11 protein-coding genes and 1 pseudogene are annotated in these 16,157 nt (G+C 43.3%); 9 read left to right on the forward strand and 3 right to left on the reverse strand.

Going from position 1 to position 16,157, the window contains the following annotated elements; translation table 11 throughout:
* Positions 1-146: 146 nt before the first annotated feature.
* Positions 147-944 carry a glutathione S-transferase family protein gene (locus AC5JM2_RS23935; protein ID WP_495837319.1) on the reverse strand — a complete coding sequence of 266 codons (798 nt, stop codon included), beginning with the start codon at positions 942-944 and terminating at the stop codon, positions 147-149.
* A 469-nt stretch (positions 945-1,413) separates the two neighbouring features.
* Between AC5JM2_RS23935 and AC5JM2_RS23940 the strand changes: the two genes are divergently transcribed.
* The 6 genes and pseudogenes from AC5JM2_RS23940 to AC5JM2_RS23965 form a co-directional block, all read left to right on the forward strand.
* Complete coding sequence (locus AC5JM2_RS23940; RefSeq protein ID WP_495837320.1) at positions 1,414-2,286, forward strand: fasciclin domain-containing protein; 873 nt, start codon at positions 1,414-1,416, stop codon at positions 2,284-2,286.
* 153 nt (positions 2,287-2,439) lie between these two features.
* Entirely contained in the window at positions 2,440-2,616 is a 177-nt protein-coding gene (locus AC5JM2_RS23945; protein WP_495837321.1) for a hypothetical protein, read from the forward strand.
* Positions 2,617-2,620: 4 nt separating this feature from the next.
* On the forward strand, positions 2,621-2,776 hold the full coding sequence (locus tag AC5JM2_RS23950) for a hypothetical protein (protein WP_495837322.1): 156 nt from the start codon (positions 2,621-2,623) through the stop codon (positions 2,774-2,776).
* A complete protein-coding gene (locus AC5JM2_RS23955) occupies positions 2,767-3,405 on the forward strand; it encodes a Uma2 family endonuclease (protein WP_495837323.1) in 639 nt (212 codons plus the stop codon). Before AC5JM2_RS23950 ends, AC5JM2_RS23955 begins: the two co-directional genes overlap by 10 nt.
* Before the next feature lie 180 nt (positions 3,406-3,585).
* Complete coding sequence (locus tag AC5JM2_RS23960; RefSeq protein ID WP_495837324.1) at positions 3,586-4,404, forward strand: Rpn family recombination-promoting nuclease/putative transposase; 819 nt, start codon at positions 3,586-3,588, stop codon at positions 4,402-4,404.
* A gap of 40 nt (positions 4,405-4,444) precedes the next feature.
* A pseudogene (locus AC5JM2_RS23965) lies at positions 4,445-4,708 on the forward strand (Rpn family recombination-promoting nuclease/putative transposase); the annotation flags it as partial.
* Between the two features lie 11 nt (positions 4,709-4,719).
* Here AC5JM2_RS23965 and AC5JM2_RS23970 read toward each other — a convergent pair.
* The gene (locus AC5JM2_RS23970) at positions 4,720-6,228 is read right to left on the reverse strand and encodes a phenylacetate--CoA ligase family protein (protein ID WP_495837342.1); all 1,509 of its coding nucleotides are present in this window, start codon (positions 6,226-6,228) and stop codon (positions 4,720-4,722) included.
* A 208-nt stretch (positions 6,229-6,436) separates the two neighbouring features.
* On the opposite strand from AC5JM2_RS23970, the gene AC5JM2_RS23975 reads away from it, so the two are divergent.
* The 3 genes from AC5JM2_RS23975 (at position 6,437) to AC5JM2_RS23985 (ending at position 11,180) form a co-directional block, all read left to right on the forward strand.
* A complete protein-coding gene (locus AC5JM2_RS23975; protein ID WP_495837325.1) occupies positions 6,437-8,146 on the forward strand; it encodes a protein kinase domain-containing protein in 1,710 nt (569 codons plus the stop codon).
* Positions 8,147-8,226: 80 nt separating this feature from the next.
* Positions 8,227-10,443 carry a protein kinase domain-containing protein gene (locus AC5JM2_RS23980; RefSeq protein WP_495837326.1) on the forward strand — a complete coding sequence of 739 codons (2,217 nt, stop codon included), beginning with the start codon at positions 8,227-8,229 and terminating at the stop codon, positions 10,441-10,443.
* Positions 10,444-10,703: 260 nt separating this feature from the next.
* The gene (locus AC5JM2_RS23985) at positions 10,704-11,180 is read left to right on the forward strand and encodes a GNAT family N-acetyltransferase (protein WP_495837327.1); all 477 of its coding nucleotides are present in this window, start codon (positions 10,704-10,706) and stop codon (positions 11,178-11,180) included.
* A gap of 191 nt (positions 11,181-11,371) precedes the next feature.
* Here AC5JM2_RS23985 and AC5JM2_RS23990 read toward each other — a convergent pair whose 3' ends face one another.
* Positions 11,372-15,754, reverse strand: coding sequence for a two-partner secretion domain-containing protein (locus AC5JM2_RS23990; protein ID WP_495837328.1), 4,383 nt, complete (start codon positions 15,752-15,754; stop codon positions 11,372-11,374).
* Positions 15,755-16,157: the final 403 nt, after the last annotated feature.

Below are 16,157 nucleotides of genomic sequence, written 5' to 3' on the forward strand. Positions count from 1 at the left end.
GTCATGTCCCTTTGTTCACTGTTCACTGTTTACTGTTCACTGTTTACTGTTGCATTGTAATTGTAGAAGACAAAATTGGTGATGTAACTTTTGTCCTTTGTCATTTATTGAAAACAAATGATTAATGACTCATGATTAATGACTAATTAGTCAATGTTAATTGAAGTAGGCGAACTTCCACCTCCTGTTGTGGCATAAGTTAGAAGCGGTCTACGATATTGGGCGTAAAGGCGATCGCGCCAAGTAAAGAACGGTTGATAAAGTAGGTTATCAGCTAATTCGGGGACTCCCTTCCCTATGATGGTTTCTGGCAAATTCAAATAAACAGCATTAGGAAACTTCAACAATATCGATAAACCAGCAACAGCAAAGTCGGCTAAAGTTGGTTCATCTCCTACTAAATAGGGACTATCTGCTAACAACAATGTCAGCGCTTCCAAATCTTGTTTTAAGTCGGCGATCGCACTGCGTATTGCATCTGGACTGTAACCTACGCCAAAACCCAAAACTTTCAATAGATCGTTAGGAACTCCTTCTACCAAACTTTTGAGGACATCTGGTGTCGCCCTAGGTAGTAAGGACTTGCGGAAATTCTGGTTTTGACTAATGGCAGAAAACAGTGCTTTGCGACCTTTGATGCCAATTGATTCATCCGCCCATTCTTCCATCATTAAACATAAACCCCGCTTTTTTGGATCAGTAGGTATCAATGGGCGTGCTGGATATTGTGAGTCTAAATACTTAGCTATCTCTGTTGAATCTGCTATATATCTGCTACCATCTTTCAATACCGGTACTTGTCGTTGACCAGTCAGCCGATATAGTTCTACCTGTCCTACTCCTGGTGTCACCTCGATTTTACGGTACTCCAGCCCTTTATAATCAAGGATAAGACGCACTTTCTCTGAGTATTGAGATAGTTCAAACTGATATAATTCCAGCATTTTTTGTTTCCTGTACGTGGTTCACTTAATAAATTTTACAAGTTTATTTTGGTTCGGATAATTTATATTCACGATTTATGCCTGAAAAATTGAATAAAAATGGATTTCTTTGTAGGGTTCTTTTGCATTCTCAGTTTTTTTGACAGAACTCTGCGGTGAAATTCTGCTCATCTGGATTTTTCTCTACAAAAGTCCATCTGTTACGCCTTCCATAAGCTGGCATAATGCAACTATGTGATATTATTCCTTTTTCCGAAACATGCGAAGGTAATTCTATCGTCCTTAGCTTCCTTCTTCCTTTATACAGACAGCCAATTATACTCATTATGAGGCAAATTGTTCAACAATTTCAGACTAATATATAATTTATTTCTGCTTACAAATCTTGCTTCTTTAGTTAGATTTTCTGTGTGGCAAGATGATATAAATCATTATGGTAATGTGTGGAAATGAAAGCCAAACAAAATTTATGAAGGTTGAAAACAGCAATTTGCTGACCAAGTTGGCTGGTATAATAGGAGTGACGGGCATCAGTCTTCTTACTGGTCTACCTACTGGAGCAAACGAAGTATTAAATTCTAACCCTGGTATTTTCAAGGAAGCGTCGTATCACAGCGAGCAACGTCTTTTAGTAAACGCTGAGTATACTCAATTTAGTGAGGCTGGAACAGCAGCAACAAAGTCCGAAAAAACTTCACCAGCTAAAAACACAACGGTAGCACAGAAACCGAGAGGATTAAACCCTAGGCCGAGTATTTTGCAGGAGTGTCCTTACAACCGCGCTGCTTGTCCTGGTGGATCTGACACTTCTACACCTCCCGTAACTCCCCCTGGAGGGACACCCACAACACCTGGAGGTGAGATACCCACAACACCACCAGCTACACCCACGACGCCTCCTAAGGAGCCAGGAGCGGGTACACAAAGTAAAAATATCGTAGCAGTTGCACAGTCCAATGGCTCCCTTACAATGCTAACCAAGGGTTTGAAAGCAGCTGGATTAGCAGAAATCTTGCAAGGCAAAGGTCCTTTCACAGTCTTCGCACCCACTGATGCAGCATTTGCCAAATTGCCACAAGACGCTGTACAAGATTTATTCAAGCCAGAAAATAAAGAAGTCCTGAGGAAGATTTTGCAATATCATGTGGTGCAAGGTTCGGTAACGTCCAAGGATTTGAAATCTGGTGAGGTCAAAAGTAGTGAGGGTGGTGCGATTAACGTCAAAGTAGATCCAAAAACTGGTGTAACAGTCAATGATGCCAAGGTGGTTCAGCCTGACATCAAAGCTAGTAACGGCGTTATTCATGTTATTGATAACGTGATTTTACCTCCTGACTTGTAAGTTGTTGGCACAGGTGCATTGTGTGACAAAACTAGGTTGAAATAATATTTGACAAAAAACCCGTTTTAATGATTATTTGGACGGGTTTTTTCGTATTGGTAAACCTGTTATTTTCATGATTATCCGGACGAATACTTGTATCGCCATCCTGCAATGCTTGATGCCAAGCTTGTTTGTGAAGTATTGGAGGAAATTAGAGAACGGGCAGCGGTATTAATTGTTAGCGATGTAGGGGCAGCACGGGGGAATTTTGACCAAGAACGGGTTGATAATACAAAGACGTGGATTGTAGGAATTACAGCAGTCGGTGCGTTATTTCGCTTGGCTTAACCCGATGCCGAGTGAATGCTGGCGACAAACGACTGCTGGGGAAATTCCCCGTTTTGTACCGATGTTTGAGATGAGTCTGCAGGGGATGAATGCGGCGATTAGTGTGTTGCGAGGTCGATATATTGTAGTAAAAGAGTTGGATGAATATTTATGCTATTAGAGTTCAGACAATTGAGGATTAAACCGGGACAGCAACTGCTACTTGAGGACGTTAGCTGGCAGCAATTTGAAAAAATTTTGGCGGAATTGGGAGAAAATCGTGCTGCCAGACTTTCCTATAGTCATGGATTTTTAGAAATTATGGTTCCTTTGCCCGAACATGAAAAAGCCAAAGAAATTATTGGCGATCTGGTAAAAATTTTATTGAATGAACGAAGTATCAATTACGATGCTTTAGGTTCAACAACCTTAAGAAGTGAAAAAATGACTCAGGGAGTAGAACCAGATGCCTGTTTTTACATTCAAAATCAAGCTGCAATTCTTGGTAAAAATCGCATAAATTTAAGTGTAGATCCACCACCAGATTTAGCCATAGAAATTGATTTGACTTCCCGCACGCAGTTGGACAATTACCAAATTTTGGGAGTGCCAGAACTTTGGCGATATGGAAAACAAGGGTTACAAATTAATGTCTTGCAAAATGGAAAGTATGTAGAGTCGAATTTTAGTTCTACATTTCCAGATATTCCGATAATTGAGTTAGTAAATCAATACGTCCAGCAGAGTCAAGTTGTTGGTAGCAGCCAAGCAATTCAAGCTTTTAGAAATTGGGTGCGGGATAATATTTAATTTTGGCTTTAATTTAGGACGGGAGTCAATCGTAGACTTTCTCTCGTCCCCATGCTGAGTATGGCAACGCCCATCAAGAGGCTCTGTGCTCTGCCTCACAGTATTCATTCCCAGCCGGAGTCTGGGAACAAGAAATCAAGTAAAATCAAAACTTACGCCACCAACGCAGCATCAATTAGTGTGAAAACAGACACCATATTCTACCGCCTATTCCAAAGCTTCCCTAGCATCTTTTTTGAACTCATCAACCAACCTCCTGAAACCGCCGACACCTACCAATTCTCATCCGTCGAAGTCAAACAACTCGCTTTCCGCATCGATGGCGTATTTCTCCCCAAAAGCAATCCATCATCCCCCATCTACTTCGTCGAAGTTCAATTTCAACCCGATAAAAAATTCTACTCTCGCCTTTTTACGGAAATCTTTCTTTACCTGGATAGAAGCGAACTTACCAACAACTGGCGCGGGGCTGTGGTTTATCCAAGCCGCAGTATTGATGTGGGAGAAACAGAACGCTATATTGAATTACTCACATCTGGGCGAGTCAGCCGCATCTATCTTGATGAATTAGACTCCGCAGCAGAACAGTCGATTGGTATTGGTACAGTTAAACTGGTTATAGAGCCACAGTCAGGCGCAGCTACCAAAGCCAGGGAGTTAATTAACCTTGCTAAACAACAAATAGCTGATGAAATTACCCAACGGGAATTTCTCGAATTGATAGAAACGATTATTGTCTATAAATTCCCTTTGAAAAGTCGGGAGGAGATAGAGCAAATGTTGGGATTAAGCGAGTTGAAGCAAACTAAAGTTTATCAAGAAGGTAAGCAAGAAGGTAAAGCAGAAGGAAAACTAGAAGGCAAATTGGAAGCCATTCCTTTTATGTTGAGTTTAGGTGCAACTGTAGAACAAATAGCAGAGGCGTTAGGGTTGGATGTTAAGTTAGTTGGGTTGGTTGCTGCTAAAGCTAATCCTAACCAGGAACAAAGCGGCGAATAGAACAAGTTGAGTCGATAGGGACTTTTATGTCTATAAATTCCCTTTGAAAAGTCGGGAGGAGATAGAGCAAATGTTGGGATTAAGCGAGTTGAAGCAAACTAAAGTTTATCAAGAAGCTAAGCAAGAAGGTAAGCAAGAGGGTAAAGCAGAAGGAAAACTAGAGGGCAAATTGGAAGCCATTCCTTTTATGTTGAGTTTAGGTGCAACTGTAGAACAAATAGCTGATGCGTTAAAGTTGGATGTTGAGTTAGTTAGGTTGGTTGCTGCTAAAGCTAAACCAAACCAAGAACAAAGCGGCGAATAGAACACTCTCTCCTACTTACGGGTATAGCGATGCTTCACTCCAACGGGGAAATATTCTGGATCGCCTGTGGGAGCTAGTGCAACTCGCGGCATTTGGTATTCTGGAGGAACGTAGTTAGCAAATTCGCTATTGAGGCGCTGGAGTTGGGTGAGAATGGAAGATGCGATCGCCTCTTTTTTCTCTTCACTTTCCTCCATTCTCGGTGCTAACTCCACAACTACCGATAAAAACCGGTTCTTGTCCGCATCTTCTTGCACTTGCAACACGAATTTACCTGTCACCCATTCTCTAATAACAGGTTGCTCTAATCCCACCGTCACATTTTCTGGATAAATATTCGCTCCAAAGTAAGAAACTGTAAAATTAGAGCGTCCGAAAATATACACAAATGGTAGCGCACGAACGCCTCTTCCACCCATCTGTTGTATTTCCGCTACTGGATTAAAGCCCCATTTTGCTAAAAACTGGAGCATGGCATCATAACTGATTATCCCTCCAGTATCCAAGATGTTGTAACGCACTAGGGGAATGCCATTATTTCCAGAAAATATTAACGTGCCGTTTATAACTTCAAAAAAGCGGCTTATGGGATCATATTGTACCAGTGTGGGTAAACGAGATTCTCCAAACAAGGCACGCGCTGCTTCTGGATTTTGTGCTAAGAAACGACGAATGCAAATACTCAAAGGTGTTTCGTTACCCAATACACCTGCATCTGCTGTTCCATAAAGCGAGACTGAGTCGTAGCAGCAATGTTGGGAACCAACTCTTTGCGCAACTAAACTCCGCCATTCCTCGCTGAATACTTCTCCCGCCATCACCAATTTTATCTGATATCGCTGCCATTCAATTCCACGGGCAATTCCAGTATCAATAATATCTTTAAGAAATGGTGGATATCCTAATAAGACAACTTGCTCAAAAGCCGAACCGAGTTCTTGAAGAACTCGAAATATTTCTTCTTTATTATTACCAGGAGTTACCAAAGTAATAGGATAACCTTTGCTGGCAAGATAGCGGCAGCAATTGGTTGTGTACATTCCGCCAACCCAGCTTCCTAAAGTGAAACAAATCACAGCTAGAGTTCGTCTAGTATCTGCATGAAAACTATCATGAAATACCTGCTCAAAACGGGTAGCAATTTGCATTTCATCTGCAAAAAAACGAGGCCAAAATGTCGGTTTTCCTGTGGAACCAGAAGAAACAGCTATCATGTCGCATGTTTCTAGCTGTCCGTTGCGGCATAATTCAGATAGAGGATAACGTTGCAGGTAATTTTCTTTTACGAGTTGCGGTAATCTTTGGAAATCTTCTAAGGTTTGGTATTCATCTGGATTAACCGCATGATTTGCTAAAAAATTTTTGTAAGCAGGTACACTAGCAGCCATATCATGAAATAACGCCAAAGCCGCTGCTGAAGTATCAGTATTTATATGCTGTTGTAGGAGTGTGTCTAAGGGAGTCTGTAAGAAATCTGTAAAGGCTTTAATTGCCCGCTGGCGTTGTGCTTGCGAATTCATGGCGTTAATTTGTGTAAAAATTTTCGATTGTTCATCCCACCAAGTAAAACTCAGACCACTGCTGCCTAATGTCAGTATTTTAACCTTTGTTGCATTCTTTCTCATTCTCGTGAGCAAAGGAGTGCAAAATATATAGAGAGAGTATGCGTAATTGTGGCTTTCTGTCTTGTAGCAACTTATAAAAACCTTCTATTCATCCTTCAGCATCATGGATGTTTATTGCAGCAAACAACACGTAAACAATGAGACTAACCGCTTTTGCACTCAGTGCGGGGAGCCGTTACCTCTGGCGGTAGGGCAAGTTGTCGATAACCGCTATCGAATTGTACGTCATTTGGGACAGGGTGGCTTTGGACGCACTTATTTGGCTGAAGATTTAAAAGAATCTCAACAAAAGTGCGTGCTGAAGGAGTTTGCACCCCAAGTTGAAGAACAGGATTTAGAAAAAGCGAAAGAACTGTTTGAACGAGAAGCGAGTGTACTCAAAAATCTACACCACCCACAAATTCCACGTTTCCACGCCTCGCTACAAGTGCAGTTGAGCAACAAAGATTTTTTCTTTTTGGTGCAAGACTATGTAGAGGGTGACAACTACTGGGATTTGCTAGAAAGCCGCACAGATCAGGGACAAACCTTTAGTGAGCAGGAAGTTGTCAAACTGCTGCAACAAATGTTGCCTATTCTGTCTTACATTCACTCTGTGAATGTTGTTCACCGTGATCTTTCTCCGGATAATATCATTTTGCGGCATAGTGATCAATTACCCGTGCTGATTGACTTTGGTGGAGTGAAGCAATTACCAGCTTCTAAGGGTTTTTGGTTTACGCAACTCGGTGGAATTCGGACTATCTTGGGTAAGAAGGGCTACGCACCAGAGGAGCAATTACGTCAGGGAAAAGCATTTCCCAGTAGCGATTTGTACTCTTTAGCTGTGACAGCGCTTGTGTTATTAACTGGTCAAGAACCACAAAAACTGTATGATTCTTATCAAGGGAATTGGCGTTGGGGAGAACAAATAAAAGTCAGCCCCAAAATAGAAGCTGTTTTGAAAAAAATGGTGTCTTATAAACCAAGTGAACGCTACCAAAAAGCTGACGATGTTCTCAAAGATTTACAGTTTTACAAGGGCGCTACCAAACCTATAAATACTCAAATGACTAAGCTGAAGACGATGATTGTTGCTCCTGGCGGCAAACGTGTCAAAACTCTTGTTGGTAAGTTCCGTAACAAAACTCAAATGGCTGCTCAGGCGTTACCTCTGCCTGTTTGGCTTCGTCCTTTTGCTGTCAGTCTGATCACCACAAGTGTGATTGTTTTGACACTAGCAGGGACTTGGGCAGTTGTCAATGCAGTTTTTCACGCTGTAACATCTATTTCTCTACCAACAATATCATTACCTACAATTCCAAAAGGTTCAAAAGGTTCAAATCCTCCGGAAAAACCAACTACTAGCAACCAAGAAAATCGCGGGAACCAAATTATCCGTCGCCGTCAGGAGCTAGAAATACCAGAAGTCTTTTTTACAAAAATGGTAGATAGAAAATTTTATACTAAAAATCCTGATGCAAAAGGACGTACTCTCACGGGGAACTCAGAAGATACTGCTTTACGAAACGAATGGTTTGCGATCGCACAAGATGTGTTAAATCAATTAGATCAAGCGAATCTCAGCAGATCAGCGCGTCGGAAACTGGGAAGCTACAGTGCGCGAGATTACGATAATTGGAGACAACAAGCACAAGCAGGACAACTGGGTAACTATACCATTGACCAACTCAACAAAGACACAAACAAAAAATTTGACCGATTGTTTCCGGGAGAGCGACGCAATAATGAGAAACTTGATAAACAGACACTTGGTCAAATATGGTATGCACTTGCTGCTGACCAAGTGAGTAAAGTAGAATCTGCAAATTAACGTAAAAGTCAAAAGTCAAAAGTTAAAAGTCAAAAGTACCTGACTAATGACTAATGACTAATGACTAATGACTAATAACTATGAATTCTGTTTATTGCTCTAAAGGACACGAAAATCCAACTGGTAGTCGCTTTTGTTTACACTGCGGCGAAAGTTTGGATAACCCAGTGAGTCAAAGTATTCAAAATGGGCAAACTTTGGGCGATCGCTACTTTATTGTGCGTCAATTGGGACAGGGAGGTTTTGGACGTACTTATTTGGCTGAGGATCTTAACCGCTTTCGCGAACCTTGTGTTTTAAAGGAATTCTCCCCTCAAGTTCAAACACCATACGTTTTACAAAAAGCTGAAGAACTGTTTCAGCGAGAAGCCAGCGTTCTCTACAAGCTGCAACACCCGCAAATTCCCCGCTTCCGGGAACTTTTGCGCATTAACTTAGGTGGTAAGGAATACCTATTTCTGGTGCAAGACTTTGTAGAAGGGCAAACTTACGGCTCTTTGTTTGATGCAAAGAAGCAGGAAAATTTACGATTTACAGAAGCGGAAGTCAGTTTGCTCATGCAGCAAATTCTGCCTGTTTTGCAATACATCCACTCACTAGGAGTGATTCACCGCGATATCTCTCCTGACAACTTAATTTTACGCAATAGTGACCAACTCCCAGTATTAATCGATTTTGGTGGAGTTAAACAAGTCGCTGCAACAGTCGTCTCGCAATATTATCAACCTGGTGCAGTTTCTCGCGGACTCCCAACACTATTGGGTAAGATAGGATACTCACCCCCAGAACAGATGCAAACTGGGTTAGTAGAGCCTCATAGTGATTTGTATGCTTTAGCCGCAACAGTACTCGTTTTGCTGACAGGTAAACAACCCCAAGAATTAATAGATGAATATACCCTAAGCTGGCAATGGCGACGAGAAGTTAACCTCAGCCAGACTTTCGGGATGGTGTTGGATAAAATGCTATCGCCAAAACCAAAAGAACGCTATCAAAGGGCTTATCAAGTTCTGCAAGCACTAAACTTATCACCTGTCAGCTATCCTTCTCCACAGCAACCTGTTCCAATTTCACCACCGCCACAAACACAACAAACTCTAGCTGTATCCCCAACTCCCACTCCTCCCACTCGACAGGAATCGTCATTTTACACAAACCCGCCTTCCGCTACTCCTACCGTCAACTGGTGGACACCTGGTAAAATCATTGCCATAGTCGTGGTTTTGGCTACTGCTGTGAGTGTGGGTGTGTGGGGAGCAAATCAGTTATTTGATTCTTCGTCCCTGTCGCCTAACGATCCAAAACTTTCCTTACAAGAACAACAGCGTAAGGAAAAATTAGATCAACGCCGTCAACAACTCAATATCGACAATAAATTTTTTACTAACTTAGTTAATCAAATCTTTTGGGAGAAAAATCCAACTCTACGTAACCGTACTTTGAGTGATCAGCCGGAAGATGAACAATTGCGGGCACAATGGGACAGTTTAGCAGAAGAAGTGCTAGAAAAACTCACCGTTTTGAGTTCAAATGCACGTCAAAAATTGGGTAGTTTTGGACAAGCAGAACGCGATCGCGCAAAAGTCGAAGTCAACCAAATCAACGTTGGTAGTCGTTCTTTATATGATTTAGCAGATGCAGCATTTTATCGCCAATTTCCACAACAGCGCGGCAAGAATTTTATTGATCAGCCGATTGGACAAGTCTGGCAAGGTTTTGTCAGCGATAAACTCAATGCAATCCTTTCTGGCAGTGCTTTCAAGAAAATAGTCTTTGACAAAGGAGCTATTAGTAGCAGAGTCAGTGGTACTCTTAAACCAGGAGAAGGTAAAGTTTTTATCGCCGGACTTAACGAAGAGCAATTGATGAGAGTCAGGCTCAATGCGAATTCTAAAATTTTGTTTTCCGTATATTCCCCCAGTGGAAAATCGCGATTTTTGGAAGATTCAACACAACGTAGTTTATCCGTTAAACTTCCAGAAAGTGGATTTTATGAATATGTGATTGTTGCGACGGGGTCAAATACATCAGATTATACACTTACAATTACAGCAGAAAATCCTGCTCCACCTCCATCGCCTACCCCAACTCCTATAGAAACCGTTACACCGACACCGACACCGACATTCTCACCCACGCCTACAGAAACACCGACACCTACGCCTACAGAGACACCGACACCCACGGCTACACCAACACCAACACCAACATCCTCACCAACACCAACATCCACACCCACACCAATATCCACACCCACACTCACACCGACACCAACACTGACTCCGACAACACCATAACCAATACGGTTGCTGTTAAGGATTGATCCTCCCTAGCCCTCCTTTTTAAGGAGGGAACTGAGTAAGCTTTTTAAGGGATCGAAGCGGTACATAGAGTGGGCACTGCACACAACAGAAAAATAAGCGTTTTCGCGCACGCTTAACAGTGCCCACCCTACAAAACAATACTTAAAAAAGGAGGACTTTTACCCCCCTTTTTAAGGGAAGCAGGGGGGATCAACTAAAATATTTGATACTTCTTAAACATCCTCTAAAGGAAAATGGTGGAAAACAAGTATTTAATTCGCTTCGCAAAACCTGATGATTTAGATGTCTTGGTTGAATTCAATCGAGCAATGGCACGTGAAACCGAGGATAAAGACCTCTCTATAGATATTCTCACTGCTGGTGTACAAACATTATTAAAAAATCCGATTTTGGGTTTTTATGTTGTTGCAGAAAATCAGAATCAAGTGACTGGTTCTCTGATGGTAACAACAGAGTGGAGCGACTGGCGAAATGGGATATTTTGGTGGATACAAAGTGTCTACGTTCACCCAGATTTTCGTCGTCAAGGGATTTATCGCCAACTCTATGAATTTGTCAAAGAAAAAGCTAGAAATCAACAAAATGAATTAAAAATATGTGGTTTTAGACTTTATGTGGAACATCAAAATACTGTTGCGCAAAAGACTTATGAAGCTTTAGGTATGGAAGACACGGGCTATATGATCTTCGAGGAACTTGAGTTGGGATGACCTAGTTAATACCTATGAATGCAACGCGCGTGTTACCTCACCCCGGTTTTGGCTTACGCCAAAACCTCCCCTCTCCTTATAAAGGAGAGGGGATTAAGGGGAGCCAGCGCTGCAGGAGGGTTTCCCTCCGTAGGCGACTGGCGTGTGAGGTTAAATCGACGTGGAATCAAAGCTTAAACGTTCTACATATCTTATTTCACTGCAGCACAACTACTAGTAGGCGCTGGCTGCTGACGCTGTGGGCCAGTCTTAGTCGGATCATAAGCGACCAACACCACCTCACCTTTTTCGTTATATATCCAACCCTGTGCTGGTACTATCTGTTTAACAGGTGGCTTTTTAGATGGCTGCTTTTGTGTTGTACTTGTTGAACTTACCGTACTGGCGACAGGTTTAATTAAATCAACCCGCACATTATCACTACTGAGGATTTTATTTGGATCAGTTGGAAGTCCTCCACGTCCTACGATGGTAAAGCTGCTACCAGAACCTTTGATACAGGGATTTTGAGCAACTTGCTGTGCCGGATCAACCACAGTTTGTGTTAATTCAAATAACCCTTGGGTGGGGTCAATATCAACTACATTAATTTGCACATTACCACTGAACTGTGAACCAAGTGCAGAACTGGCAGTAATATCACTTAATGGTGTTACCTGCGGTCGATACTTAATTCCGAAGATACTACCTCTAGTAGTGACACGGATCTGACCACCAGAACCCTTTCCTGCATTGGCAGTGATATCACTATTTTCTGATGGAAAAGCGACGAGATTGCCAGCATTAATGGTGATATTGCCACCAGTCGCTTTGCCAGTGGCATTGGTAGTTATCTTACTACCACGACGCAACAGCACATAATCGCGAGCACCCAGGGTGATATTTCCTTGCTCCCCAACAGCAGTGTCAGCGTTGATAATTGAGCCATTGTCCAGACGGATAGAGCGAGCAAGTACTTCTATGTCGCCAGCAGCACCATTGCCATTACTGCTAGCAGTGATTTGAGCACCATTATTGAGGGATACTCTTGGAGCGTTGATATTGATATTGCCACCATTGCCCTTTCCTGTTGATTCCACTGTACTGAAGATGCGAGTCTTAGTCCCTGCAAGCTCAACTGCACCGGACGCTCGCACTGACACATTGCCTGCATTACCTTGTCCAAATGTGCTGGCACTCAGTCTGCCATCATCGCTTAAAGAGAAGGAACCAGAAGAAATAGCAATATTCCCCCCATTGCCTCTAGCCCCCGTGTCTACAAAGCTGAAAATCCCACTGAAATATCGGCCACCAACTCCAGCAATCGTTACTTTACCTGTAACATCCGCTGTGATATTCCCTGCATTTCCTTGTCCATAAGTGCTGGCTTCCAGTCGCGCACCATCGGTTAAAGAGAACGAACCAGAGGAAATTGTAATATTACCCCCATTGCCCGTCGCCCCCGTGTTAACTCGGCTGAAAATCGCACTAGGATTTCTGCTTTTTACCCCAACCCCAGCAATTGTTATAGGTTCAGTGACATCAACAGTGACATTGCCTGCATCTCCTCTTCCCGCTGGCTGGGTGTCAGATTTTTCGCGAACTACGGTTACCAATTGAGCGCCATCTTTGAGTGAGAAAGTTGCACCCTTGATGTCAATATTGCCTCCTTTGCCCACACCTCCTGATTCCACAGTGCTGAAGATTGCAGTGTTACTGCCTACAAGCTCAACAGAACCCAACGCTCGCACTGACACATTGCCTGCACTTCCTTGTCCATATGTGCTGGCATTGAGTCTGCCGCCATCAGTTAAAGAGAACGAACCAGAGGAAATCGCAATATTCCCTCCATTACCCGTCGCTCCCGTATTCACATAGCTCTGAATCCCACTGGAAAATCCGCCATCAACCCCAGCAATTGTTACTGGTCCAGTGACATTAACACTGACATTGCCTGCATTTCCTTGTCCATAAGTGCTGGCTTCCAGTCGCGCGCCATCAGTTAAAGAGAACGAACCAGAGGAAATCTTAATATCGCCTCCATTGCCCACAGCCCCCGTGCCCACCGAGCTGACAATTTTACTGGGATTTCCGCTTTTTACCCCAACTCCAGCAATTGTCACTGATCCTGTGACATCAACAGTGACATTACTTGCATCTCCTCTTCCAGCTGGCTGGGTGTCAGATTTTTCGCGAACTACAGTTACCAATTGAGCGCCATCTTTGAGTGAGAAATTTGCTGCGTTGATATCGATATTGCCACCTTTGCCCACACCTCCTGGTTCCACTGCGCTGAGGATGGCAGTGTTACTGCCTGCCAGATCAACAGCACCCGACGCTTGTAGCGACACATTGCCTGCATTTCCTTGTCCATAAGTACTGGCATTCAGTTGAGCGCCATCGGTTAAAGAGAACGAACCAGAGGAAATAGTAATGTTACCCCCTTTGCCCACACCTCCTGCTTCCACAGTGCTTTTAATGTAAGTATTACTGCCTGCAAGCGAAACCGAACCTGACGCTTGTACCGACACATTGCCTCCATCCCCTTGTCCCAAGGTGCGGGCTTGTAGTATAGCACCATCAGTTAAAGAGAAAGAGCCAGAGGAAATCTTAATATTCCCCCCATTACCCATTGCTCCCGTGTTGACTTGGCTGGAAATCCCACTGCCGATTCCGTCCTTGACACCAGCAATAGTCACAGGACCAGTGACATCAACTGTGACATTGCCTGCATCCCCTTTTCCGGCTAGCTGGGTGTTGGATGCTCCACGAACTGAGGTTAGCAGTTGGGCGCTATCTTTAAGCGAAAGTGAAGCAGCTTTAATCTCAATATTGCCTCCTTTGCCCACTCCTCCTGCTTCCACTCTGCTCAAGATGCCAGCATCGACAAGCTCAACAGAACCAAACGCTCGCACCGACACATTGCCCGCATTCCCTTTTCCATAAGTGCTGGCATTCAGTTCAGCATTATCGGTTAAAGAGAACGAACCAGAGGAAATCTTAATATCGCCTCCATTGCCCACAGCCCCCGTGTTGACTCGGCTGAAAATCGCACTGGGATTTCCGCTTTTTACCCCAACTCCAGCTATTGTTACAGGTCCTGTGACATCAACAGTGACATTGCCTGCATCCCCTCTTCCGGCTCGCTGGGTGGAAGATGCTTGACGAACTATGGTTAGCAGTTGAGCACCATCTTTTAGGGATAGTGTTGCTGCGTTGAGGTCGATATTGCCACCTTTGCCCACACCTCCTGCTTCCACTGCGCTGAGAATGGCAGTGTTACTGCCTGCCAGATCAACAGCACCCGATGCTCGCACCGACACATTGCCTGCATTTCCTTGTCCATAAGTACTGGCAAGTAGTTGAGCACCATCTTTGAGTGATAGTGTTGCTGCGTTGATATCGATATTGCCACCTTTGCCCACACCTCCTGGTTCCACAGTACTGAATATATTAGTTTTACTGCCTGCCAGATCAACAGCACCGGACGCTTGCACCGACACATTGCCTGCATTTCCTTGTCCCAAAGTGCTGGCACTCAGTTGAGCACCATCGGTTAAAGAAAAGGAACCAGTTGTAATATTGATGTTGGCACCATTGCCCACTGCTTGCGATCGCACATTATTGAATACATAGCTGCCTGCAACTTTTATATCCCCTGTGGCATCCAGCGTAATATCTCCCGCCTGACTACCAACTGTCCCCAAGCCTTGCCCTATTCCCGCATATAACCCACTTCCTCCGGAAATTTTTAAATTGCGGGCATTGACTGCAATACTACCGCCCCCGCCCGAGGCAACTCCAACTTCTCCACGATTCGTCAGCGACACATCACCTCTTTGCACTCCTGTAGGAAAACTCAAGCTACCATCAGCATTAAGTCCCACCGTCCCAGGAGCAGATAATCCTCCTAACTCTACTCGTCCTCCTGGTGCAAACAGTATCCCACCATCTAAGCTGACATCACCACCCACCAGTGTTAAGGAATTTCCTTGTTTAACAGCAAGACCAAAAATATTAGTACTAGTATCAAGAGCTCTAGACTGATTGGTGATATTTTTGAAATTCTCCCGATAGCTCAACCCAACCGGAGCAGTTATAGTTAACAATGGCGGTGCTTGGGGATTCGTCGCGCTAAACTCAAACCCATTGTCAAACACAAAACTATTCGCCGTACTCCCTAAAAATGAACCACCCATATTTAATTGGGCATTTGGTCCAAAAATAATCCCCGCTGGATTGAGTAAAAATAAGTTCGCCTTGCCGAGTGTTCTAATCAAACCATCAATACTAGAAATAGAACCACCCGTCACTCGACCGATGATGTTTCGCACATCAGCTGCATTATTAAAGTTAGCTGAACCGCCTGTGGGTACAGAAAATTCTTTGAAGCTGTGAAAAAGGTTTCCTCCTCTTCTAGTTCCATCATTGATATTGAAATTCTTGCCATCAGGAGTGGTGACTGTGGTCGATACAGTTCCATCTGAAGTCACTTGTTGTGCTCTAGCTAGAGTAAAGTAGGTCAAGCTGAATATGCTTGCAAGGGGCAAGGCGAGGAACAAGAATGGGTGACGCACCTGTAGTTTGCTCAGCATTTTAGGAATGTGGATATTCGGTAGATAAAAATACTTTAAAATAAGTCAAATTGCGGTTCTTGAGTACTAATATCAGGTTTGTAGGTAAAGAGTACTTGTTTGTAAGATTTTGTGACAAAATGTTGTCACATATAACAACCCTAAATCATTTGTAAACAACAAGATTCCCGACTTCTTCAAGAAGTCGGGAATTTGAGTAGGCGCGATTTATGCGCTAAGCGCAGGCACTTTCACACAAATCAAATAAGACTGCTACATTTAAATTTTTATATCAACTTGCATTCATACATTTCTTATTGTCCGCCTTGTCCGCCTTGTCTTCCTTATCTTCCCTGTCTCAAGAACTGCGTGATATCTTTATAATGCAACCCCATATTAAAAGGGGTAGTGCACACCTGTAACA

Source organism: Brasilonema angustatum (assembly GCF_059505445.1).

What these genes read in the sequence shown, in the direction of transcription:
- AC5JM2_RS23935 (WP_495837319.1), bottom strand. Translation starts at nt 944, where the DNA reads ATGCTGGAATTATATCAGTTTGAACTATCTCAATACTCAGAGAAAGTG.
- AC5JM2_RS23940 (WP_495837320.1), top strand. Translation starts at nt 1,414, where the DNA reads ATGAAGGTTGAAAACAGCAATTTGCTGACCAAGTTGGCTGGTATAATA.
- AC5JM2_RS23945 (WP_495837321.1), top strand. Translation starts at nt 2,440, where the DNA reads ATGCTTGATGCCAAGCTTGTTTGTGAAGTATTGGAGGAAATTAGAGAA.
- AC5JM2_RS23950 (WP_495837322.1), top strand. Translation starts at nt 2,621, where the DNA reads ATGCCGAGTGAATGCTGGCGACAAACGACTGCTGGGGAAATTCCCCGT.
- AC5JM2_RS23955 (WP_495837323.1), top strand. Translation starts at nt 2,767, where the DNA reads ATGCTATTAGAGTTCAGACAATTGAGGATTAAACCGGGACAGCAACTG.
- AC5JM2_RS23970 (WP_495837342.1), bottom strand. Translation starts at nt 6,228, where the DNA reads ATGAATTCGCAAGCACAACGCCAGCGGGCAATTAAAGCCTTTACAGAT.
- AC5JM2_RS23975 (WP_495837325.1), top strand. Translation starts at nt 6,437, where the DNA reads ATGGATGTTTATTGCAGCAAACAACACGTAAACAATGAGACTAACCGC.
- AC5JM2_RS23980 (WP_495837326.1), top strand. Translation starts at nt 8,227, where the DNA reads ATGAATTCTGTTTATTGCTCTAAAGGACACGAAAATCCAACTGGTAGT.
- AC5JM2_RS23985 (WP_495837327.1), top strand. Translation starts at nt 10,704, where the DNA reads ATGGTGGAAAACAAGTATTTAATTCGCTTCGCAAAACCTGATGATTTA.
- AC5JM2_RS23990 (WP_495837328.1), bottom strand. Translation starts at nt 15,754, where the DNA reads ATGCTGAGCAAACTACAGGTGCGTCACCCATTCTTGTTCCTCGCCTTG.